The sequence below is a fragment of the Herminiimonas sp. GW821-FHT09C12 genome (genome assembly GCF_059416385.1).
The window spans coordinates 1,164,258-1,186,521 of sequence record NZ_JBWKPC010000002.1 but is presented as its reverse complement, the minus strand read 5'-3'; the positions used below and the strand labels follow the sequence as shown (position 1 = coordinate 1,186,521).

19 protein-coding genes are annotated in these 22,264 nt (G+C 50.4%); 15 read left to right on the top strand and 4 right to left on the bottom strand.

Going from position 1 to position 22,264, the window contains the following annotated elements; translation table 11 throughout:
• Nucleotides 1-334: 334 nt before the first annotated feature.
• Genes AC07N2_RS15400 through def form a run of 4 tightly spaced genes read left to right on the top strand, consistent with a single transcriptional unit; the run spans nt 335 to nt 4,917 of the window.
• Nucleotides 335-1,432, top strand: coding sequence for a cell division protein ZipA C-terminal FtsZ-binding domain-containing protein (locus tag AC07N2_RS15400; RefSeq protein WP_494779040.1), 1,098 nt, complete (start codon nt 335-337; stop codon nt 1,430-1,432).
• Between the two features lie 2 nt (nt 1,433-1,434).
• Nucleotides 1,435-3,522 carry an NAD-dependent DNA ligase LigA gene (ligA, locus tag AC07N2_RS15395; RefSeq protein ID WP_494779039.1) on the top strand — a complete coding sequence of 696 codons (2,088 nt, stop codon included), beginning with the start codon at nt 1,435-1,437 and terminating at the stop codon, nt 3,520-3,522.
• The gene (gene galU, locus AC07N2_RS15390) at nt 3,509-4,384 is read left to right on the top strand and encodes a UTP--glucose-1-phosphate uridylyltransferase GalU (RefSeq protein ID WP_494779038.1); all 876 of its coding nucleotides are present in this window, start codon (nt 3,509-3,511) and stop codon (nt 4,382-4,384) included. The genes ligA and galU overlap by 14 nt, the downstream gene beginning before the upstream one ends.
• Nucleotides 4,381-4,917: a peptide deformylase gene (gene def / locus AC07N2_RS15385; protein WP_076591055.1), complete on the top strand. Its 537-nt coding sequence runs from the start codon at nt 4,381-4,383 to the stop codon at nt 4,915-4,917. Before galU ends, def begins: the two co-directional genes overlap by 4 nt.
• 76 nt (nt 4,918-4,993) lie before the next feature.
• Here def and AC07N2_RS15380 read toward each other — a convergent pair whose 3' ends face one another.
• The 4 genes from AC07N2_RS15380 to map form a co-directional block, all read right to left on the bottom strand.
• Nucleotides 4,994-5,977 (bottom strand): porin, encoded by a 984-nt coding sequence (locus AC07N2_RS15380; RefSeq protein WP_494779037.1) that lies wholly within the window; start codon nt 5,975-5,977, stop codon nt 4,994-4,996.
• 268 nt (nt 5,978-6,245) lie between these two features.
• Nucleotides 6,246-6,992 (bottom strand): pseudouridine synthase, encoded by a 747-nt coding sequence (locus AC07N2_RS15375; protein WP_494779036.1) that lies wholly within the window; start codon nt 6,990-6,992, stop codon nt 6,246-6,248.
• A gap of 65 nt (nt 6,993-7,057) precedes the next feature.
• A complete protein-coding gene (locus AC07N2_RS15370) occupies nt 7,058-9,610 on the bottom strand; it encodes a [protein-PII] uridylyltransferase (RefSeq protein ID WP_494779035.1) in 2,553 nt (850 codons plus the stop codon).
• Between the two features lie 6 nt (nt 9,611-9,616).
• Nucleotides 9,617-10,450: a type I methionyl aminopeptidase gene (gene map, locus AC07N2_RS15365; RefSeq protein WP_494779034.1), complete on the bottom strand. Its 834-nt coding sequence runs from the start codon at nt 10,448-10,450 to the stop codon at nt 9,617-9,619.
• Between the two features lie 271 nt (nt 10,451-10,721).
• Between map and rpsB the strand changes: the two genes are divergently transcribed.
• The 11 genes from rpsB (at nt 10,722) to lpxD (ending at nt 22,256) form a co-directional block, all read left to right on the top strand.
• Nucleotides 10,722-11,468 (top strand): 30S ribosomal protein S2, encoded by a 747-nt coding sequence (rpsB, locus tag AC07N2_RS15360; RefSeq protein WP_076591060.1) that lies wholly within the window; start codon nt 10,722-10,724, stop codon nt 11,466-11,468.
• Nucleotides 11,469-11,597: 129 nt separating this feature from the next.
• Complete coding sequence (gene tsf / locus AC07N2_RS15355) at nt 11,598-12,479, top strand: translation elongation factor Ts (protein ID WP_494779033.1); 882 nt, start codon at nt 11,598-11,600, stop codon at nt 12,477-12,479.
• Between the two features lie 171 nt (nt 12,480-12,650).
• Nucleotides 12,651-13,367: a UMP kinase gene (gene pyrH, locus AC07N2_RS15350; protein WP_076591062.1), complete on the top strand. Its 717-nt coding sequence runs from the start codon at nt 12,651-12,653 to the stop codon at nt 13,365-13,367.
• 53 nt (nt 13,368-13,420) lie between these two features.
• Complete coding sequence (frr, locus tag AC07N2_RS15345; protein ID WP_076591063.1) at nt 13,421-13,981, top strand: ribosome recycling factor; 561 nt, start codon at nt 13,421-13,423, stop codon at nt 13,979-13,981.
• 49 nt (nt 13,982-14,030) lie between these two features.
• Complete coding sequence (gene uppS / locus AC07N2_RS15340) at nt 14,031-14,795, top strand: polyprenyl diphosphate synthase (RefSeq protein ID WP_494779032.1); 765 nt, start codon at nt 14,031-14,033, stop codon at nt 14,793-14,795.
• The gene (locus AC07N2_RS15335) at nt 14,789-15,607 is read left to right on the top strand and encodes a phosphatidate cytidylyltransferase (RefSeq protein ID WP_494779031.1); all 819 of its coding nucleotides are present in this window, start codon (nt 14,789-14,791) and stop codon (nt 15,605-15,607) included. The genes uppS and AC07N2_RS15335 overlap by 7 nt, the downstream gene beginning before the upstream one ends.
• 7 nt (nt 15,608-15,614) lie before the next feature.
• Entirely contained in the window at nt 15,615-16,787 is a 1,173-nt protein-coding gene (ispC, locus tag AC07N2_RS15330) for a 1-deoxy-D-xylulose-5-phosphate reductoisomerase (protein WP_494779030.1), read from the top strand.
• Entirely contained in the window at nt 16,784-18,148 is a 1,365-nt protein-coding gene (gene rseP, locus AC07N2_RS15325; protein ID WP_494779029.1) for an RIP metalloprotease RseP, read from the top strand. The genes ispC and rseP overlap by 4 nt, the downstream gene beginning before the upstream one ends.
• Before the next feature lie 56 nt (nt 18,149-18,204).
• A complete protein-coding gene (bamA, locus tag AC07N2_RS15320) occupies nt 18,205-20,613 on the top strand; it encodes an outer membrane protein assembly factor BamA (protein WP_494779028.1) in 2,409 nt (802 codons plus the stop codon).
• 56 nt (nt 20,614-20,669) lie between these two features.
• Entirely contained in the window at nt 20,670-21,188 is a 519-nt protein-coding gene (locus AC07N2_RS15315) for an OmpH/Skp family outer membrane protein (RefSeq protein WP_494779027.1), read from the top strand.
• A 15-nt stretch (nt 21,189-21,203) separates the two neighbouring features.
• Nucleotides 21,204-22,256, top strand: a complete 1,053-nt coding sequence (lpxD, locus tag AC07N2_RS15310; protein WP_494779026.1) for a UDP-3-O-(3-hydroxymyristoyl)glucosamine N-acyltransferase — start codon at nt 21,204-21,206, stop codon at nt 22,254-22,256.
• Nucleotides 22,257-22,264: the final 8 nt, after the last annotated feature.

The window sequence follows — 22,264 nt, the reverse complement described above, 5'->3', positions numbered from 1 at the left end:
AATAAATGTAATGGCTTTAACCGTGGAAGCGGAACGATTTGGCGGAATTGAAATCCGTAAAATGATGCGTTTTCAACGGTGTTTTTCAGAGAGCAGGTTGGCTTGACAAGCTGATTTGCTAAATTTAACCTGAGTGCCTTGGCACATGGGTCGTCGCGGTTTCAAGAACGCTGGTCGCCACTGATTTAAGGCGCGTGTTTTATTGGATGCTGGTACGGCCGTCGAACCTTTGGATTTTTATGACCCAAACCGTTTTCCCTTATTTTTCTCGCGTTGCGCGTAGTGCGACGCTGAGCAGACTCTCCCTCGCATCGTTTCAGATGGCAGGTGCAGCATGACCGATCTTCAGACAAGTTTGATTGTTATTGGCGGCGCGATTGTCGTCGGTGTTATTTCCTACAATAAATGGCAAGAACACAAGGCCAAGAAAAGCGTTGAGCGCGCTTTTTCTTCGTCACATGATGATGTGCTGATGGCGACAGAAGATCGCGCGCCAGCGTCAGATACCGAGCGCCATGAACCGACATTTACTGCAACTGATTACGACGATGCAGCTCCAGTCACCCATGCAGAGCAAGAAGCGCATGTAGAAGCAGAAAGTGATGCACCGGTTGATCTGATGCAAGCCGCGGAAGAAAAGGAATTGCCGGTTGATTATCTGATTGACTGCACAATCCCACTGGCATTGTCTACGCAGCTACGTGGCGAAAAAATTCTCCCTGCCTTGCAATCCTTGCGTCATGTCGGCAGCAAGCCGGTGCATTTCGCTGGGCAGCACATTGATGGCGGTTGGGAAGCCGTGACACATGGCGGCATTTATAAGTCCTTGATGGCAGGTGTGCAGCTGGCCAATCGCAGCAACGCCTTGAACGAGCTGGAATATTCCGAATTCGTGATGCGCCTGCGCCAGATCGCTGATGACTTTGATGCAGATCCGGATGTGCCTGATATGGCTGAGGTAATGGTCACTGCACGTTCCTTGCACCATTTCGTGACTGAATACGATGCGAAGCTGAGCGTGAATGTACAAACCAATGGCGCGCCATGGTCGGTCACGACCTTGCTGGCGGCGTTGGAGCGTCAAGGTTTCGACGTGCGTCCAGAAGGCCGTTTGGTGATGCCTGACGGCGATGGTGGTGTGTTGTTCTCGCTGTCTACCAATGTAACGCTGGCGGAAGAAACGACCAGCCGCTTGACGCTGCTGCTCGATGTTCCTGCCGTGTCGCCTGCGCGCGATGGTTTTGGTGCAATGACAGCATGCGCCCGTTCTTTGGCCGCACGTCTGGATGGCACCGTCGTGGACGATGGCAGCCAACCACTATCAGATGCTTCCTTGAACGAAATCGCCGGACAACTCGAAGTGTTCTACGCCGATATGGAAGCGGCGGATATTCCTGCTGGTTCCAACCGGGCCTTACGTTTATTTAACTGATTATGCAGCCGGATTTGTTTTCTACGGCATCACAAGTTGGCTCAAGCGCGAAACAGGAAGAGCCGGATGCCAGTAATCCTCCTGCGCGCGCTGCATGGTTACGCGATGAACTGAACCGTCATAATTACGCGTATCACGTCCTCGATAATCCCTCTATTCCAGATGCGGAATACGACAAGCTGTTCCGCGAGCTGCAAGCACTGGAAGTAGCCCATCCTGAATTACTCGTTTTTGATTCACCTACGCAACGTGTAGGTGCATTGGCTTTGTCTGCCTTTCCACAAGTGACGCATTCAGTACCTATGCTGTCGCTGGGTAACGGTTTTGAGGATGAAGACATTGTTGCCTTTGATCGTAGAGTCTGCGACGGCTTGAACAGTACGGTGGAGGTTGAGTATGCGACTGAGTTGAAGTTCGATGGCTTGGCGATCAATCTGCGCTATGAAGATGGCGTGTTGGTGGAAGCAGCGACGCGCGGCGATGGTGCGACTGGTGAAAACGTCACGACGAATATACGCACGGTGCGTGCAATTCCTTTGCGCCTGCATACTGCTAAGCCACCGAAAGTGCTGGATGTGCGCGGTGAAGTCATGATGTACAAGGCTGATTTAGCAAAATTGAATGCACGCCAGCGTGATGCCGGTGCCAAGGAATTTGCCAACCCACGTAACGCGGCAGCAGGCAGTTTGCGCCAGTTGGATTCGCGCATTACGGCACAGCGCACTTTGCGTTTCTTTGCTTATGGCATAGGCATGCTGGAAGGTGCGGAGATGCCAGCATCGCATTCTGCATTACTGGATTGGTATGCAGAACTTGGTATACCGGTTTGTGATGAGCGTGCTGTGGTGAAAGGTGCTGCGGGCTTACTGGCTTTCTACAAAGCTGTTGGCGAAAAACGCGCTTCCCTTCCTTATGAAATTGATGGCGTTGTTTATAAAGTAAATCGTGTCGATTTGCAGCGGCAACTCGGTTTCGTTTCGCGTGCTCCGCGTTTTGCCATCGCGCATAAATTCCCGGCAGAAGAAGCATTAACGACAGTGTTGGATATTGAAGTTCAAGTTGGTCGTACCGGCGCGATTACACCTGTCGCGCGTTTGGCGCCGGTATTGGTGGGCGGCGTCACGGTGACAAACGCAACATTGCATAACGAAGATGAAGTGCGACGCAAAGATATCCAAATCGGCGATACCGTCATCGTGCGTCGTGCTGGCGATGTGATTCCCGAGGTAGTGGCTTATGTGCCTGAGAAACGTCCGGCGGGTGCGCAGCCTTTTGTCATGCCGACCACTTGCCCGGTATGTCATTCACCGATAGTCAAACTGGAAGATGAAGCGATTGCACGCTGCTCCGGCGGTTGGGTGAAATGTGCAGCGCAACGCAAAGGTGGTTTGCTGCACTTTGTCTCACGTCGTGCAATGGATGTGGAAGGTTTGGGCGATCAACTGGTTGAGCAATTAGTTGATAAGAACATCATTACAACGGCGGCTGATTTATACAAGCTGGGTTTTCGCGCGCTGGCCGAACTGGACAGAATGGCGGACAAGTCGGCGCAGAATGTATTGGCTGCACTGGAGAAATCCAAATCGACGACTTTTGCACGTTTCATTTATGCACTGGGCATACGCCACGTAGGCGAAGCGACGGCGAAGGAACTGGCGCGTCATTTCGGCAATCTGGATGCCTTGTTGCAAGCGTCTGAAGAGCAATTGCTGGAGGTCGCAGATATCGGTCCGGTCGTTGCACAATCGATCATGGCGTTCTTGAACGATCCATTAAATACAGAGTTGATTGAACAATTGCGGGCCGCTGGTGTCCGATGGCCGGAACATGTAGTGGAGAACAAACCTAAGCCATTCGCTGGCAAAACGTTTGTTCTGACTGGTACTTTGCCGACTTTGAGTCGCGATGCCGCTGCTGAAAAAATTGAGGCAGCAGGTGGCAAGGTTGCCGGTTCCGTCTCTAAAAAAACCAGCTATGTAGTGGCTGGTACCGAAGCCGGCAGTAAGCTGGCCAAAGCAGAAGAGCTCGGCATCGCTATACTGGATGAATCAGCATTGCTTCAATTACTGGATACAAATGAACATAATTAGAAAAGCCGTTTTCCCCGTGGCTGGCTTGGGCAGTCGTTTTCTTCCGGCTACCAAGGCGCAGCCGAAAGAGATGCTGCCCATCGTCGACAAGCCTTTGATTCAATACGCAGTTGAAGAAGCTGTGGCTGCAGGCATCACGGAAATGGTGTTCATTACCGGCCGTAACAAGCGCGCGATTGAAGATCACTTTGATACAGCTTATGAGCTGGAAGCCGAACTGGAAGCGGCGAATAAAGAAGTGTTGCTGGGTCTCGTACGCAATGTGATTCCCAAGAATATCAATTGCATTTATATACGTCAGTCAGCACCGTTAGGTCTCGGTCATGCCGTCTTGTGCGCCCGTCCGGTGGTTGGCAATGAGCCGTTCGCAGTTTTGCTGGCGGATGACTTCATGGATACAGAAGCCGGTACCAAACCAGTCTTGGCGCAGATGACGGATGTATTCCAGCGCGAAGGCCACAGCATACTGGCAGTACAGGATGTACCGCGCGCCGAAACCAAGCAATACGGTATCGTCAGTGCGACTGCATACCAGCCGCAACTGGAACTGGTGAATGCGATTGTGGAAAAACCCCAGCCTGACGTCGCCCCATCGACATTGGCGGTAGTTGGTCGCTATGTATTGACCAACAAGATTTTTGACTACCTTGAGACTCTCGGCAAAGGTGCCGGCGGTGAAATACAATTGACGGACGGCATCGCTGCCTTGATGCAAGCCGAGAAGGTGCTGGCGTATCGTTATGATGGTCAGCGTTATGACTGCGGTTCCAAACTAGGTTACTTGAAGGCTATGGTAGCGATGGGACTCAAGCATCCGGAAACCGGCGCAGCCTTTACTGATTACTTGAAAACACTGAAATGACAGTAAGAGAAATTTTGAAGATGGGCGACCCGCGCTTGTTGCGTGTAGCTGAGCCGGTCAAGGAATTCGGCACGCCCGAACTGGATGCGCTGATCGCCGACATGTTTGACACCATGCATGCGGCAAATGGTGCGGGCTTGGCTGCGCCGCAAATTGGTGTCAATCTGCGTTTGGTGATTTACGGTTTCAAGCAAAACACGCGTTATCCCGATGCTCCCCCGGTGCCGGAAACAGTCTTGATCAATCCTAAATTGCGTCCCTTGTCGGCAGAAATGGATGAGGCTTGGGAAGGGTGTTTATCGGTACCTGGTTTGCGCGGCGTGGTGCCGCGTTTCACCGCCTTGCATTACGAAGGTTTCGATCAGTATGGCAATGTGATTAGCCGTGATGCGGATGGCTTTCATGCCCGTGTGGTGCAGCATGAATGCGACCATCTGGACGGCATTCTGTACCCGATGCGGATTACTGATTTATCGCAGTTTGGTTACGTTGATGTCTTGTTCCCGGACCTTGATCCGAACGACGACGATTGAGCGCGAACAGCGATAAGCGAAGATAGAAATGCAAAAAAGGCGACTTGAGGTCGCCCTTTTTTATTCCTGCCCTGGTTTAAAACTTGTGGCGGATACCGACGTTGAACAGATTGTCATTCTTGCCGGCGGCTGCCACTCTATAGTTGGCATTGTCATCGTTACTCAGGAGTGCCCAGCTGGTATACAAATTGGTACGTACCGACAGATTGTGCGTATAGCCGATCGCAATCTGGCGTGCGTTGGCATTGTTGTTGACTTTGTCTTGCTTGTACATAAAGGACGTCATGATGGTATCGGCTGGCGTCAGGTTGATCTTCAGGCCGATCAGGGAATCCCGCGTGTCGAGCGTACCGAAGCCTTTGTTAATGGCGTAGGCGATAAAGGGTTGCAGCAAGCCGAAGTTGTAGTTACCGCCGATCAGCGTCGTCTTGGCGCTGTCGGTACCTGTCACGTCCTTGGTATCCTGATAAGTCAATACCGTAGCCAGCGGACCGGATGCATAACCTATGGCACCGGCTACCGTGCGACTGGCGCTGGTGTTGCCGGCCACTTCGCCGAAGCTATAGGCTACCTGGCCATTGATACCGTTCTTTGCTGCAAAACTGTAGTTGACGGTATTGTCTATGCGGTTGCCACCGTAGTTGAAGATCCGCACTGAATCACCGGCGAGGGTGTCGGCAAACGGATCGAATACGGCAGAATTGGTGAAGACCATGGTCTGGACGCGGCCCAGTTTGACTTCGCCAAAACCGCCCGCCAGACTGACATAGGATTGACGATTAAAGAAGCGGGTGGCGTCGCTGAGTGAGCCATTGTCGGCGTTGATGCCGGCCTCCAGCACAAAGTTGGCCTTCAATCCGTTGCCGAGATCTTCTGTGCCTTTGAAGCCGACGCGGCTGACACTTTGATTGCCGCTGGCGATGCCGACCGTTCTGCCGGCACCGTCGTTCTCTATCTTCAAGCCAAGATCGACCACGCCATAAACAGTGACGCTACTCTGCGCGTAGGTGATGCCTGCCATCGACGTCAACAGTGAAAATGCGAATAGAGTTCTTTTCATTTATCCACTCCCTTTGTTTTCAGTTGAAACAACGATCCGGTGACTTGGCTTGTGTTCTAAAACGAGGATAGCTTTAAATGTAAATCAACAGCATTTTCTGAATAGTGCGATTTCAGCTCTTAGTTTGCAGCTGTATGCCGAGTTTGAGCAAGGTGGAATTGGCTAATACTGAACTAATATCGCGGATAGTGGTGATTTATTCACACAGTTGACGTCAGTCAACAAATCCATGCGATGCGGGGAGCTGGGTGGGGCAGACCACCCAGTATCAGAACTGTTCGTCTTCGCGCAGATAGCGCCATTGGCCAACTGGCAGATCGCCGAGTTTGACGTTGCCGATGCGTACGCGCTTCAAGCCTACGACTTTCAATCCGACCATATCGCACATGCGGCGAATTTGGCGCTTCTTGCCTTCGCGCAGGATGAAGCTCAACTGATCTTCGTTTTGCCATTTCACTTTAGCCGGCAGCAGTTTTTTACCATCCAGCATCAAGCCATGGTTCAGACGTTTTAATTCTGACTCAGGTAGCTTGCCTGGCTTGCTGTATTGCACGCGCACCAGATATTCTTTTTCTACCGAGGTGTCTTCACCTATCAAATGCTTGGCGATGCGACCATCTTGCGTCAGCACCAGCAAACCTACTGAGTCGATATCCAGTCGGCCGGCGGGTACGAGACTACGCAATTGCGTAGGGTGGAATTGGACAGGTGCTTGATCTTCACTCCAACGGGTGGAAGCATTGACCAGTGCGACAGCTGGTTTGTAGCCATCTTCCGCCTGACCGCTGACATAACCCATAGGTTTGTTGATCAAGACTGTGACGCGCTTGGATTGTTCTGCTGCGGCTTGACGTTCGACCGTTACTTTTTGTGTTGGCAATACCTTGCTGCCCAATTCTGAGACAACCTTGCCATCGACGCGTACCCAGCCGCGCGTGATCCATTCGTCGGCTTCGCGCCGCGAACAAAGACCGAGTTCGGACATACGTTTGGAAAGGCGAAGTGGTTCAGTCATGGCAGTGTAATTCTTTAAATCGTAGTTTGAAAAAATGGAAATCGATGCGACGGAGTGTAACGTCGTCAGACGCGTAAAGCATCAAGCAAATCGGTTTCCAGTTGAATTTGATTGCGAGGATTATTGAGTGCAGAGCCATCGACCAGAAAAACGTCTTCTACACGTTCGCCCAAGGTCATGACCTTGGCTGTGTGCAGATTGACTTTGTATTTCGCGAGAATATTGGCAACTGAATACAACAAGCCGTTTCTATCGTTGGCGGAAATCGTCAGCAGATAATATTGTCCGCGTTCGTCGGGACGTAAATCGACAGTCGGTGTCGCAGGGAAGTTGCGGCACAGACGCGATAAGCGTCCTTTGGACGGTGATGGCAAGTTGACTTTCTCGGTCAATACTTCGGTCAGCTCGTGCTCGATCAAGCTGATCAGATCGCGATAATTATCGGCGAATGCAGGCTCGGTAACCAGGAAAGTATCCAGGCCATAACCATGTTTGGTCGTATGAATTTTTGCATCGAGAATGCTGAAATTCTTGCGATCAAAATAGCTGCAGATACGCGCGAACAAATCAGTTTGATCTTTCACATAAACCGTTACCTGCAAGCCTTCACCTATCGGTGCCAGGCGACATTTAACGACAGGCACCGGGCTATCAATTTTTTCGTACAGCGCGCGCGTTTGCCATGCGATATCTCCTGCGTCGTGACGCAGGAAATAGACGACGTCGAGCTGCTTCCACAATGCTTCATGCGCGTGCGCAGACAAGCCATACAGGCGCAAGGTTTTTAATGCTTCTTCCTGCCGGTTCTTCAGCTCGCGATCAGTTGATGGCGCATCGCCACCGAAGACACGCAAAGTCATGTTGTACAAGTCTTCCAGTAACTTGCCTTTCCATGCATTCCAGACTTTCGGGCTGGTACCGCGGATGTCGGCGACGGTCAACAAATACAGTGCAGTCAGATGCCGTTCGTCTTTGACGAGTTTGGCAAAACTACTGATGACGGCAGGATCGGATAAATCTTGTTTCTGCGCGATTTGCGACATCATTAAATGGTTTTCGACGAGGAATACCACCAGTTCGGTTTCTTCTTCAGACAGACCGTGATCAATACAGAATACTTGGGCGTCTTCCATACCCAACTGCGAATGATCGCCACCGCGACCTTTGGCTATGTCGTGGAAAAGGGCGGCGATATACAGTAGCCACGGCTTGCTGAAGTTGGCTGCGAGTTGACTGCAAAATGGATATTCGTGTGCGTGTTCACTCAGCATAAAGCGGCGCACATTACGCACTACCATCATGATGTGTTGATCGACGGTATAAACGTGGAAGAGGTCGTGCTGCATCTGGCCGACGATCTTGCGGAAGTTGGGTAGATAACGGCCCAAGACGCTGGTCTGGTTCATACGGCGCAATGCGTGTGTGATGCCTTGCGGGGCCTGCAGAATTTTCATGAACAGCGCGCGATTGACCGGATCCTGGCGGAATTGATTGTCTATCTTGAAGCGTGCATTCCAGAGCGAACGGAAGGTGCGTGCAGTCATGCCTTTTAATTCTGGATGCAGCGATAGCAGCAGGAATACTTCCAGCATCGTAGACGGCGTGACATCGAAGGTGTCGTCATTGGCTATGTCGATGAAGCCATTTACTTCATTGAAGTGCTCGTTGATCGCGACCGGCGAAGTCATCTGCGGGAACAGTTGCGCTTCGATGTTCTGCAGCAAAATCATATTGAGTTGCGTGACCGCTTTGGCAGCAAGGTAATAACGCTGCATCAAATATTCACTGGCGCGTCGCGTTTCCGTTGTCTTGAACCCGATAGATTCTGCAATTGCTGTCTGCACATCGAATACCAGGCGATCTTCATGGCGATTGGTGACTATATGCAAGCGGATACGTACGTCTTTGAGCGAGCGTTCTTTTTGCGTCAGTTGGCGTGCTTCAGTCGGCGTAATCAATCCGTGTACGGCCAGTTCGCGCCAGGAATTGCCGAGGCCGGCAGCTTTCGATACCCACAGAATGACTTGCAGATCGCGCAAGCCGCCGGGACTTTCCTTGCAGTTCGGTTCCAGGCTGTAAGGTGTGTCTTCGTACTTGGCGTGACGCTGCCGTAATTCCAGTGTTTTGGCCTGGAAAAATGCTTGCGGATCCATCGCTGCATTGCAGCGTACTTTCAGTAGCTGGAATTGTTTGTTGTTGCCGATGACCAGACGTGCTTCGAGCAGACTCGTTTGCACAGTAATGTCGGCTTCTGCTTCAAACAGGCATTCGTCTATGGTGCGTATGCTATGGCCAATTTCGAGGCCCATATCCCAGAATAGCTGAACCAGCTCTTCCAGTTTGGCCTGAAGCGCGGCATTCGGCGCTTCTTGCAGCAGGATCAGGACATCGACATCGGAATGTGGGAACAACTCACCACGTCCATAACCGCCAACAGCAACCAAGGCTGCGGTTTCGGGCAGATCAAATGCCGTCCACGCCTTGATCATGGCGGCATCGACGTTGATCCTTAGTTGCGTCAGCAGATGTTCTGCCTTGCCATCCTTCAAAAAGCGGTCAATGACGATTTGTCGTTCGGCTTTGAGTTCTTCTTTTAATGCGATGGCAAGAGACGGCATGGATGATTAGGCGTTGATTGCTTGGGTAGTGGTTTGTGGCACGATAAAGGAAGGTGGCGGTGGCGTGCCGGCCGATTGGGTCAGGATTTCGTAACCTGTTTCAGTCACCAATACAGTGTGTTCCCATTGTGCGGACAGGCTGCGATCCTTTGTTTTGATGGTCCAGCCATCACCCATTTCACGAATTTCGCGGCGACCGGCGTTGATCATAGGTTCTACCGTGAAAATCATGCCGGCCTCGAGTTTTTCCAATGTGCCGGGGCGACCGTAGTGCAATACCTGTGGTTCTTCGTGGAATACCTTGCCGATGCCGTGGCCACAGAATTCGCGTACGACGCTATAGCCGGCTTTTTCTGCGTGTTGCTGGATCACGTAGCCGATATCGCCCAGATGCGCGCCTGGTTTGATTTTCGAGATGCCCAGCCACATGCATTCGTAGGTGATTTCACTCAAGCGCTTCGTCAGAATGGAAGGTTCGCCGATCAGGAACATGCGGCTGTTGTCGCCATGGTAACCATCTTTAATGACGGTAATGTCCAGATTGACTGAATCACCATTCTTCAAAACCTTGTCGCCTGGGATGCCGTGGCAGATCACATCGTTGACAGATGTGCAAATTGCTTTTGGATAAGGTGTATAGCCAGGAGGGCAGTAATTCAGCGGTGCCGGGATGGTTCCTTGCACATTTACCATGTATTCATGGCACAGGCGATCCAACTCACCAGTCGTTACACCTGCTTTGACGAATGGGGTGATGTAATCGAGAACTTCAGAGCCGAGTCGACCTGCGACGCGCATGCCTTGTATGTCTTCTGCAGTTTTAATTGAAATATTGCTCATAGGAAGCCGAAAATTGCTGAAATGACAGCATGAAAAAATTGATTGATGAGGAATTATAGACGAGCGCCCATTTATTCGCCGGGCAATGTGGTGTGGCACTTGAAACTAGTGGCAATTCTGAGGTAGAATCTCGGGCTTGCCTGAATTAACTTTTAAGCAAATTTTTTTGTAAATCGCGAATCCGTTCGAAAAGGGTGCCTCGATCAGAGCTGAAATCAGCCAAATGATCCCGGTAACTGAGCAGATTCCAGACCTTAACCCTGGAGATATCATGTCCGTAACAATGCGCGAAATGCTGGAAGCTGGCGTCCACTTTGGTCACCAAACACGCTTCTGGAACCCAAAGATGGCCCCTTACATTTTCGGCCATCGCAACAGAATTCATATCGTCAATCTGGAAAAAACCCTGGGCATGTACCAGGAGGCGATGAAGTACATCAAACAATTGTCTTCCAATCGTGGCACCGTCCTGTTCGTCGGCACCAAGCGTCAAGCGCGTGAAACCATTGCCGCTGAAGCAGCGCGCGCTGGCATGCCTTACGTTGATCAACGCTGGTTGGGCGGCATGCTCACCAACTTCAAAACGATCAAAACATCGATCAAGCGTTTGAAAGAAATGGAAGCTTCGATCGAAGACGGTTCCGTACAAAAACTCAGCAAAAAAGAAGCGCTGATGTTTGATCGTGAAAAAATCAAGCTGGAAAAAGCAATCGGCGGTATCAAGGATATGGGCGGCATTCCTGACGCAATTTTCGTGGTTGACGTTGGTTACCACAAAGGTGCGATCACTGAAGCAGCGAAATTGGGCATCCCAGTTATCGGTGTAGTCGATACCAACCACTCGCCAGAAGGCGTTACCTACGTTATTCCAGGTAATGACGATTCCTCCAAAGCGATCATGTTGTACGCCCGTGGCGTTGCAGATGCGATCCTCGAAGGCCGTGCTAGCGCGACCAACGATCTGGTTGAATCAATCAAAGGCGGCGACGACTTTGTTGAGGTCAACGAGCAGGCTTAAACCCTGCCTCTGATGGATTGAGCGTCAGAATAAAAGGGGCAACAGCGGTTCGCCCCTTTTTTTCGAGCGCATTTTGAACGTAATAAGATTGAGGACGTCTGACGGACGTCCGTTTGTTAGGAGATTGTAATGGCCGTTATTACTGCTGCGATGGTTGGTGAACTGCGTGCGCTGACCGATGCGCCGATGATGGAATGCAAAAAAGCATTGACGGAAGCCGATGGCGATCCAGTCAAGGCAGAAGAAATTCTGCGCGTTAAACTGGGTAGCAAAGCTTCGAAAGCAGCTTCCCGTGTAACCGCTGAAGGCGTCGTTGCTGCTTACGTAGCTGGCAATGTTGGTTCTTTGCTCGAAGTTAACTGCGAAACCGACTTTGTAACAAAAAATGACGACTTCCTCGCATTCGCGAATGCTCTGGCAAAATTGATCGCAGAGAAAAATCCTGCTGACGTTGCTGCATTGAGCGCATTGCCACTGGAAGGCAAGACTGTTGAAGAAACCCGTGCTGCCCTGATCGGCCGTATCGGTGAAAACATGTCGATCCGTCGTTTCGCTCGTTTCGAAACAACTGGCAAACTGGCTTCCTACCTGCACGGTACCCGTATCGGCGTCATGGTTGATTTTGATGGCGCTGACGAACAAGTTGGTAAAGACGTTGCGATGCACATCGCTGCGATGAAACCAGTTGCACTGTCTTCGGACAACGTGCCAGCAGATCTGATCGCTAAAGAGCGTTCGGTTGCTGAGTTGAAAGCTGCTGAATCGGGCAAGCCAGCTGAGATCGTTACCAAGATGGTTGAAGGTTCGGTACAGAAATACCTGAAAGAAGTTTCCTTGCTGAATCAATCGTTCGTCAAGAACGACAAGCAAACCGTTGAACAAATGTTGAAAGATACTAAATCGACAGTGAAATCGTTCACGATGTTTGTTGTTGGTGAAGGCATTGAGAAGAAGCAGGATGACTTTGCTGCCGAAGTGGCAGCACAAGTAGCAGCAGCAAAACAGGCGTAAGCGAAAAAATCGGGCCGAAAGGCCCGTTTTTTTAGCATCATCAAGTATCCTTTGATGTGCTGACAGATTAAGATTTCATTCGTACGCCTTCATCAATATGGCGAGATCGAATGAAAATCAGGTAAGAACTGTATCCCAGTAAAAACCAGACAAAAACAAGGAATCCAGCCCATGACAACCCCAGCTTACAAGCGCGTTCTTCTCAAACTCTCGGGTGAAGCGTTAATGGGAGACGATCCTTACGGTATCAACCGTGCCACTATCGAACGTATGGTGGCGGATGTGTCAGAAGTAGCAAAATTGGGTGTGGAACTGGCTATCGTCATCGGTGGCGGCAATATCTTCCGTGGCGTAGCGCCCGGAGCGCAAGGCATGGATCGCGCAACTGCCGATTACATGGGGATGCTGGCAACGGTCATGAATTCACTGGCGCTGGCAGATGCAATGCGTCAAGCCGGTATCACCGCTCGTGTCATGTCGGCGATTGCCATTGAACAGGTCGTTGAGCCGTATGTCCGTCCTAAAGCATTGCAGTACCTGGAAGAGGGCAAGATTGTGGTCTTCGCCGCAGGTACTGGCAATCCATTCTTTACCACTGATACGGCCGCTGCTCTGCGTGGTTCGGAAATCGGTGCTCAGATTGTTTTGAAGGCGACCAAGGTTGATGGCGTATATAGTGCCGATCCAAACAAGGATCCGGACGCTACGCGTTATTCGACCATCACCTTTGATGAAGCGATTTCCAAACACTTGCAAGTGATGGATGCAACTGCATTCGCATTGTGCCGTGACCAAAAACTGCCGATCAAGGTGTTTTCCATCGTCAAGCCGGGTGCACTCAAGCGCGTCATCATGGGCGAAGACGAAGGCACTTTGGTACACGTATAAATTCCGCTGAAATTCTATTCAGGTTTAACTCGTTGTAAAAGAGGAGAACAGTAATGACTGTTGCAGATGCAAAAAAGATTGCCGATCAAAAGATGCAGAAGTCTATCGAGACTTTGAAAGCTGATCTGGCAAAAGTACGTACTGGCCGCGCGCATACCGGTATTCTTGATCACGTGATGGTTGAGTATTACGGTAACCCGACCAATTTGACTCAGGTTGCTAACGTGACTCTGGTTGATGCACGCACAATTGGCGTACAGCCTTTTGAGAAGAAAATGGTCGCAGTGGTTGAGAAAGCCATTCGCGATGCTGACCTTGGTTTGAATCCATCAACTCAAGGCGAGATGATACGCGTGCCAACGCCGCCATTGACTGAAGAACGCCGCAAGGAAATGGTCAAATTGGTCAAGAGCGAAGCAGAAGATGCAAAGATCGCGATTCGCAATATTCGTCGCGATGCGAATGAAAGTTTGAAAAAACTGCTCAAGGAAAAAGCTTGCTCGGAAGACGACGAGCGTCGTGCGCAAGATGAAATTCAAAAATTGACTGACAAAGCCGTGCTTGAAGTGGACAAGCTGGTTGTGGAAAAAGAAAAAGAAGTGCTGACGGTTTGAGTCGGCTTTTCATTCTTTTGCCTATCTCTCTATTTCCGGTCGCCCATCCATGACGTCGCAGAGTTCAACTCAGATCGTGCCGGAAGTGTCGCTGGTGCCGCGCCATATTGCCATCATCATGGATGGCAATGGGCGTTGGGCCACTAAACGCTTCATGCCGCGCGTAGCTGGTCACGTCAAAGGCGTGGAGGCCGTGCGTGGCATCGTCGAAGCGTGCGCGAAGCAGGGCGTCGAATACGTTACCTTCTTCGCATTCAGTTCCGAAAACTGGCGTCGTCCTGAAGACGAAGTGACGCTGTTGATGCGTCTGTTCGTAACCGCTCTGGAACGTGAAGTCTCCAAGATGCATGCCAATGGCATACGTCTGAAAATCGTTGGCGATCTCAGCCGTTTCGACGATAAATTACAAAAAATGATCGCTGGAGCCGAACGTAAAACGGCGACCAATACACGTTTGACGGTGACTATCTGCGCCAACTATGGCGGTCGTTGGGACATCATGCAGGCGGTCAATCAGATGGTGGCTGCACATCCTGGTGCAAGCGATTTCAGTGAAGCACAGTTGGCTCCCTATCTTGCACTGGCGTATGCGCCAGAACCCGATCTGTTCATTCGTACCGGCGGGGAAGAGCGTATTTCCAATTTCCTGTTGTGGCAGCTTGCTTATACCGAGCTGTATTTCACCGATACCTATTGGCCTGATTTTGATGCTGCTGCATTGGAATCGGCTATCTCCTCCTATCAACAGCGCGAAAGACGCTTTGGCCGTACTAGCGCACAACTGACCGAGCAATCGCCGGTGGCTAAATGCTAAAAACGCGGATTATCACTGCATTGATTTTGCTGGCAGTGCTGCTGTTAGTAATTTATTCCGGTTCCTTTGTCGCGTTCGCCGTATTGACCATCGTTTTCTTTGCTGCCTCAGCATGGGAATGCCTGCGTCTGTTCGGTAATAAAAATCCTATCCTTGGTGCTGCGATCTGGACGGCGGCATTTGCCTGGCTGATTTACAGTGGCAGCTTCAAGCAAAGCGTGTTTTTGTCTGCGATTTGCGTCGCGATCTGGGCATTGCGTCTGACACCTTCACTTGCACTCGGTTTACCTGTGATGACGGGAATGGCGAATCGCTTGCTGACCGGTATTTACGGTATCGCCATTCTGGGTGCTTTCATTGCGCTACTGGTCTTGTTCAATCATTCGACCTTGTACATGTTCTCTGTCATGGCGATCGTTTGGTTGGCCGATATCGGGGCTTATTTCAGCGGTAAGGCTTTCGGCAAGCGCAAGCTGGCACCGTCGATTTCTCCCGGCAAGTCGTGGGAAGGTGCAATTGGCGGCGGTATCGTTGTATTGCTGGCCTGTGCAGCGACGATAAAGGTGCCGACTCTGAATGACACCTTTGCTGTGCAGCTTTATCTCAAATGGGGTTGGCTTGGTTTTCTCGCGGTATTGGTGTTGATGGTTGCTGCCAGCATTGTTGGTGATTTGTTCGAGTCTCAACTCAAGCGCCGCGCCAGCATGAAAGATAGCAGCAGCTTGCTGCCGGGGCACGGTGGCGTACTTGACCGGCTCGATGCATTGATTCCTACCTTGCCGCTCGCCGCACTTATCGCTTATTGGATGTAAGGCAGAAATGCAGCAGATCACTATTCTGGGCTCGACTGGGTCCATCGGCGTTTCTACCTTGGATGTAATCGCACGTCATCCTGATCGCTATTCGGTGTATGCCTTGACCGCACAAAGCAAGGTCGACGAGTTGGCGCAGCAGTGCGTGCAATTTAAACCGAAAGTTGCGGTAGTTGGCTCTGCCGAAGGTGCGCAAAAGCTGCAAACACTCTTGCGTCAAAAAGGATTGCAGACGCAAGTTGAATACGGCGAAGCCGCATTGTGTGCGGTTGCCAGTGCGCCTGAGTGCGATAGCGTGATGGCGGCGATTGTTGGTGCGGCTGGTTTGGCGCCTACTTTGGCGGCAGCGCGCTCGGGTAAACGCGTGCTGCTGGCAAACAAGGAGGCCTTGGTCATGTCAGGTCCTTTGTTGATGGATGCGGTGACTGCTAGCGGCGCGACTTTGATGCCCATCGACAGTGAGCACAATGCCATTTTCCAATGTATGCCTGGCGCTCGCCAGCGTTCACCAGCCGAGCATGGCGTCGAAAAAATCCTGTTGACCGCATCCGGCGGCCCATTCCTCAAACGTGATGTTGATACTCTCGATCAGGTGACGTGGCAAGAGGCTGTGGCGCATCCGAAATGGGTAATGGGGCGCAAGATCTCGGTCGATTCGGCAACGATGATGAATAAAGGGCTGGAAGTGATCGAGGCGCATTGGTTGTTCGATGTGCCGGCCAGTCATATTGAAGTCGTGATTCATCCGCAAAGCGTCGTTCATTCCATGGTGTCTTACGTCGATGGATCGGTGCTGGCGCAACTCGGCAATCCAGATATGCGTACGCCGATTGCACACGCGCTGGCATATCCTGATCGTATTCAGTCTGGTGTTAAACCGATCGATCTGGTTCAAATTGCTCAACTTACCTTTGAACGCCCGGATCTCTTAAGATTTCCTTGCCTAAAACTGGCGTATGATGCTTTGCAAGCAGGCGGTTCTGCCCCTGCGATCATGAATGCAGCGAATGAAATTGCCGTTCAGGCATTTCTTGATGGTCGTATCGGTTTCCGCGTAATCGATCAATTGATTGCACGTGTGATGGATGCATTGCCTGCAGAGGCAATCACCGACATTGATTCGGTATTCGAACAAGACCGCTGCGCACGTGACTTAGCTAACTCTCTTATCCAGCTATGATGTTGCTTCAAACTATTCTTGCTTTTGCCGTTGTGCTCGGCGTATTGGTGATCGTGCACGAGCTTGGCCATTATTTGGTCGCACGCTGGTGTGGTGTCAAAGTCTTGCGCTTCTCGGTCGGTATGGGAAAAGTCATATATTCGCGCCGTTTTGGTGCCGATCAGACTGAGTGGGCAATTTCGATTTTGCCGTTGGGCGGCTATGTAAAGATGCTCGACGCGCGTGACGGCGATCTGGATGAAGTATCGCCCGAAGATATGAAGCGCGAATTTACACGACAATCCGTGTGGCGTCGTATCGCGATCGTGGCCGCTGGTCCGCTTGCCAATTTTCTATTGGCTATTTTCTTGTTCGCTTGTTTGTACAGTTATGGCATTCCTGAACCTGCACCAAAATTGCGCGCGCCTGCAGAAAAAACGATTGCTTATCAGGCCGGTTTACGTGGCGATGAAATGGTGACTGCCGTCAATGGCGAGCCGATTCAGGTATGGAATGACCTGCGCTGGTTGATCGTGCAATCTGTCATCAACAAGCAGCCAGTTACATTGGACGTTGAGCATGCGACAGCAGATTCCTCTGGCAAACTCTTGCAGACGGTCACGATCCCTGTTGACAGTATCTCTACCGAGGAACTGGAAGGCGATTTCCTTGGCAAGCTAGGTATCGATTTGGCGCGTCCTCCAGCAGTCTTGGGGCAAATCGTTCCGGATGGTCCTGCGATGCAGGCTGGCTTGCAGCAAGGAGATTTGATAGTCAGCGTGAATGGCATGCCGATTCCAGATGGTTTGTCTCTGGTTGAGTTGGTGCGAGCATCGCCTGGGAAAAATCTGAAAATCGATCTTATGCGTCGCGGACAGCCACTGAGCGTGAACGTTACGCCGGAAGAGGCGACTAAGGATGGGCAGGTTTTTGGTCGCATCAAGGTTGAGGTGCCGATGGCACCGGATATGGTGACGGCTCATAATTCACCGTTTGCAGCCTTGGTTAAAGCGACGAAGAAAACCTGGGATACCAGTGTATTGACGGTCAAAATGGTCGGCAAAATGATCATCGGTGAGGTTTCCTGGAAGAATGTGACGGGGCCAATCACGATTGCTGATTACGCAGGGCAGACGGCGCGTATTGGCTGGATCAGTTATTTGAGCTTTATTGCCTTTGTCAGTATCAGTTTAGGTGTAATGAATCTGCTACCTATCCCAGTGTTGGATGGGGGGCTTTTGCTGTATTATTCTGTGGAAGTTTTAACAGGTCGCCCAGTCTCCGAACGCTTTGGTGCAATTGCTCAGCGAGCAGGTATAGGGATCTTGATGACCTTGATGCTGGTAGCGGTCTTTAATGACATCAATCGCCTGATTTCCTGAGCGACGCATGCCTTTTCCAGACCAAGGTCTGACTAGTAATTAATTAACGATAGCCAATGAAATTATATTCAGAGCGTTTCTCCTTGCCGATACTCCCTCGTCGTCTTATCGCTATCGCAGCCTTTGCATTGTGCTCAGGCTATTCGCATGCTGCGGATCCTTTCACCGTAAAAGATATACGCGTTGAAGGCATCCAACGTACCGAAGCCGGTACTGTTTTCAGCTATCTGCCGGTACGTGTCGGTGAAACATTCACAGACGAAAAAGGTGCAGCAGCGATTAAAGCGCTGTATGCGACCGGTTTCTTCAAGGATGTACGGATTGAAGTTGAAGGTGATGTGCTGGTTGTTTTTGTGGAAGAGCGTCCTGCCATTGCAAGCGTGACATTCACTGGCACCAAAGAATTCGATAAAGATCAATTGACCAAGGCGCTGAAAGAAATCGGCGTAGGCGAATCGCGTATTTTCGACAAAGCGCTGGTTGATCGTGCTGAGCAGGAATTGAAGCGCCAATACCTTTCGCGCGGTTTATACAGTGCGCAAATCACGACGACGGTGACACCAATTGAGCGTAATCGCGTAGCGATCACTTTCGCAGTGGATGAAGGTGATGTGGCACGCATCAAGAACATTAATATTATCGGCAACAAAGCTTTCAGCGAAAAAGAGCTGATCAGCATGTTGAGTCTACGTACGCCAGGCTGGTTTACCTGGTATTCAAAAGCAGATCAATATTCGAAACAGAAGCTGGCTGGCGACATTGAAAAAGTGAAATCCTTTTATCAGGATCGTGGCTATATCGAGATGCAGATAGAGTCGACGCAAGTGTCGATTACGCCTGACAAAAAAGATATTTTCATCACGATCAATATCAAAGAGGGTGAAAAGTACACGGTTTCTGATGTCAAGCTTGAGGGTGAGATGTTTGGCCGCGAAGCTGAGTTGGCATCGCTGGTCCAATTGAAAAAAGGTGAAGTTTTCTCGGGCGCAAAGCTGACTGCAAGTACCAAGAATATTTCCGATCGTTTAGGTAATTTTGGTTACGCCTTTGCGAACGTGAATGCGAATCCGCAAATTGATCGTGAGAAAAAAGAAGTCGCATTTACTGTATTGATCGATCCGGGCAAGCGCGTCTATGTTCGTAATATCAATATTGGCGGCAACACAAAGACACGCGATGAAGTCATTCGTCGCGAAATGCGTCAGTTTGAAAATTCCTGGTATGACGCGGAAAAAATCAAATTGTCACGCGATCGGGTTGATCGTCTGGATTATTTTTCGGACGTTACGGTTGAAACACCAGATGTTCCAGGTAAAACAGATCAGGTTGATGTCAATATTGGCGTAACAGAGAAACCGACTGGTAACATCATGCTGGGTGCAGGTTTCTCCAGCAGCGAGAAATTGTCCTTGAGCGGTGGTGTTAATCAGGCTAACGCCTTTGGTAGTGGTAACACAGTCGGTGTGAACGTTAATACCAGTCGATTGAATCGCACGATTGCGGTGTCCAGTACGAATCCTTATTTTACTGATGACGGCATTAGTCGTAGTTATGAGTTATTTATCCGTACCACCAGACCGCCTATCATTAACACTGGCGATTATCGTATTCGTACAACTGGCGGTAACATCAAGTTTGGTGTGCCGTTTACTGAGTTTGATACAGTATTTTTCGGCGCGGGTGTTGAACGCACTGAGATTCAAACTTATACAGGTGTAACTAATTACAATGACAGTCCTTTGGCATTCACACGCTATGTCGATAGTATCAATGGTGTTGTTAATGACCCAAGCAATCCGGCGAGTGCCCGCTATCCCGGTACGATAGGCAACGCTTCCGCGATAGGTGTGCCTTTGACTGCCGCATGGCAACGCGATAATCGCGATAGTGCATTGGTGCCTACTAAAGGTCGTTATCAGCGCGCTAATTTCGAGATTTCTCCGGCGGGTGACTCAAATTACTATCGTGCCACTTATCAGCATCAGTACTTCCAGCCTTTGTTCGGTGGTAGTACAACGCTGGCCTTGAATGGTGAGATTAACTACGGTAAAGGGCTAGGCGGGAAAGTATATCCTATCTTTAAAAACTTCTACGCTGGTGGTATCGGCTCTGTACGTGGGTATGAAAGCTCCTCTCTTGGGCCAAAGGCTGATAACGGCGACCCATTAGGTGGCTCATCACGGATTATCCTCAATGCAGAATTGCAATTTCCATTCCCAGGATCGGGTCTTGATCGCAGTCTGCGTTGGTTTACTTTCTTTGATGCCGGTAATGTGTATGCTGATGGTTTTGGCGGAGGTGGTGGTTTGAAAGCTTCGGCTGGTATTGGTTTGAGTTGGGTATCACCGATTGGGCCGTTGAAGCTCAGTTTTGGTAAGCCGTTAAATCCGAAGACTGATAGCAGTAATCCAAATCAAAATGATAGAACACAAGCATTCCAATTCCAGTTGGGCACAGGCTTTTAATCGCTTGGTGCATAATAGGAAGTTGGTAATTGAAATTTGAAATACGGAGAATTATTTTGAAGTCTTTAACTAAACTGTCAGTGGTCTCTAAAGGCGCGACATTATTTGTCGCAGGATTGTTTTTTGTTTCTGGTGCACAAGCCCAGGAAACAAGAATTGGCTTTATCAGCACCGAGCGCGTTTTCCGCGAAGCGGCACCTTACAAGGCAGCACAAGTTAAGCTGGAACAGGAGTTTGCCAAGCGCCAGAAAGAATTGCAGGATTTGGCGAATCGCTTGAAAAATCTGGCAGACAAGTTCGACAAAGATGCTCCAGTGCTGTCCGATTCGGATCGCGTCAAACGTCAGCGTGAACTGGCTGACGTCGACAAGGATTTCCAACGTACGCAACGTGAATTCAAGGAAGACTTGAATCAACGTCGTAACGAAGAAACCGCAAGTGCGATTGAGCGTACGAATAAAGTAATCAAGCAAATCGCTGAAGCTGAAAAATACGATATCGTGTTGCAGGAAGCGGCCTATGTTAGCCCGCGTATCGATATCACCGATAAAGTAATCAAAGCGCTGGGCAAATAAAATAAAAAGGCAACGATGAGCACTCGGCTGGGAGAATTAGTCGAACGCTTGGGGGGCCGGTTGATAGGCGATGCGGACATAGTAGTTGTCGGCATCGCACCGTTAAACGATGCAAGTGCATCGCACATCACGTTTCTTTCCAATCCCAAGTTCAGAGGGCAGGCCGCGCAAACAAACGCGGCCGCTTTAATTTTGTCTGCGGCGGACGATGAGATCGTTGCTGCTGACTATAAAGGCGCGCGCATAGTCGCGGCTAATCCTTACGCTTATTTTGCCCGCGCAGCGCAGTTCTTCGCGGCGCAGAATGCGTATATCGCACCGCAAGGAATACATTCAAGTGCCAGCGTTGACCCTACTGCACGTGTTGCAGCAAGTGCGTCTATAGGACCACATGTCGCGATTGAGGCTGGTGCAGTTGTTGAAGATGGTTGTGTGATCGATGCGGGATGCTTTATCGGCCGCGGTGCGCATGTCGGTGCCAGCACGCATTTTTATCCGCGGGTTACCTTTCTGGCCGGTTGTAAAATCGGTGCACGAGGGATTATTCATCCCGGTGCAGTGATAGGCGCGGACGGTTTCGGTTTTGCCAATGAAGGTGGTGCGTGGATCAAGATTCCACAAACCGGTGCAGTCAAGATTGGTGATGATGTTGAAATCGGTGCGAATACCTCCATAGATCGTGGTGCTTTGGCGGATACCGTGATCGAAGATGGTGTCAAGCTCGACAATCAAATCCAGATTGGCCACAACTGTCATATCGGTGCGCATACGGCGATGGCTGGTTGCGTCGGTGTGGCGGGAAGTGCTGTGATTGGCAAATATTGCACTTTCGGTGGTGCTGCGATGATATTGGGGCACTTGACCATTGCTGATCATGTGCATATTTCATCCGGTAGTATGGTCTCGCGTTCGATTCGTGAGCCGGGGCAATATACCGGTTTCTATCCATTGGCAAAAAATGCTGAATGGGAAAAATCTGCGGTGATTGTGCGCAATTTGCCGACGATGCGTGAGAAAATCCGCGAATTAGAAAAAATTATTAAATCGCTAGGCGACAAATCAGAATGAATACAGAA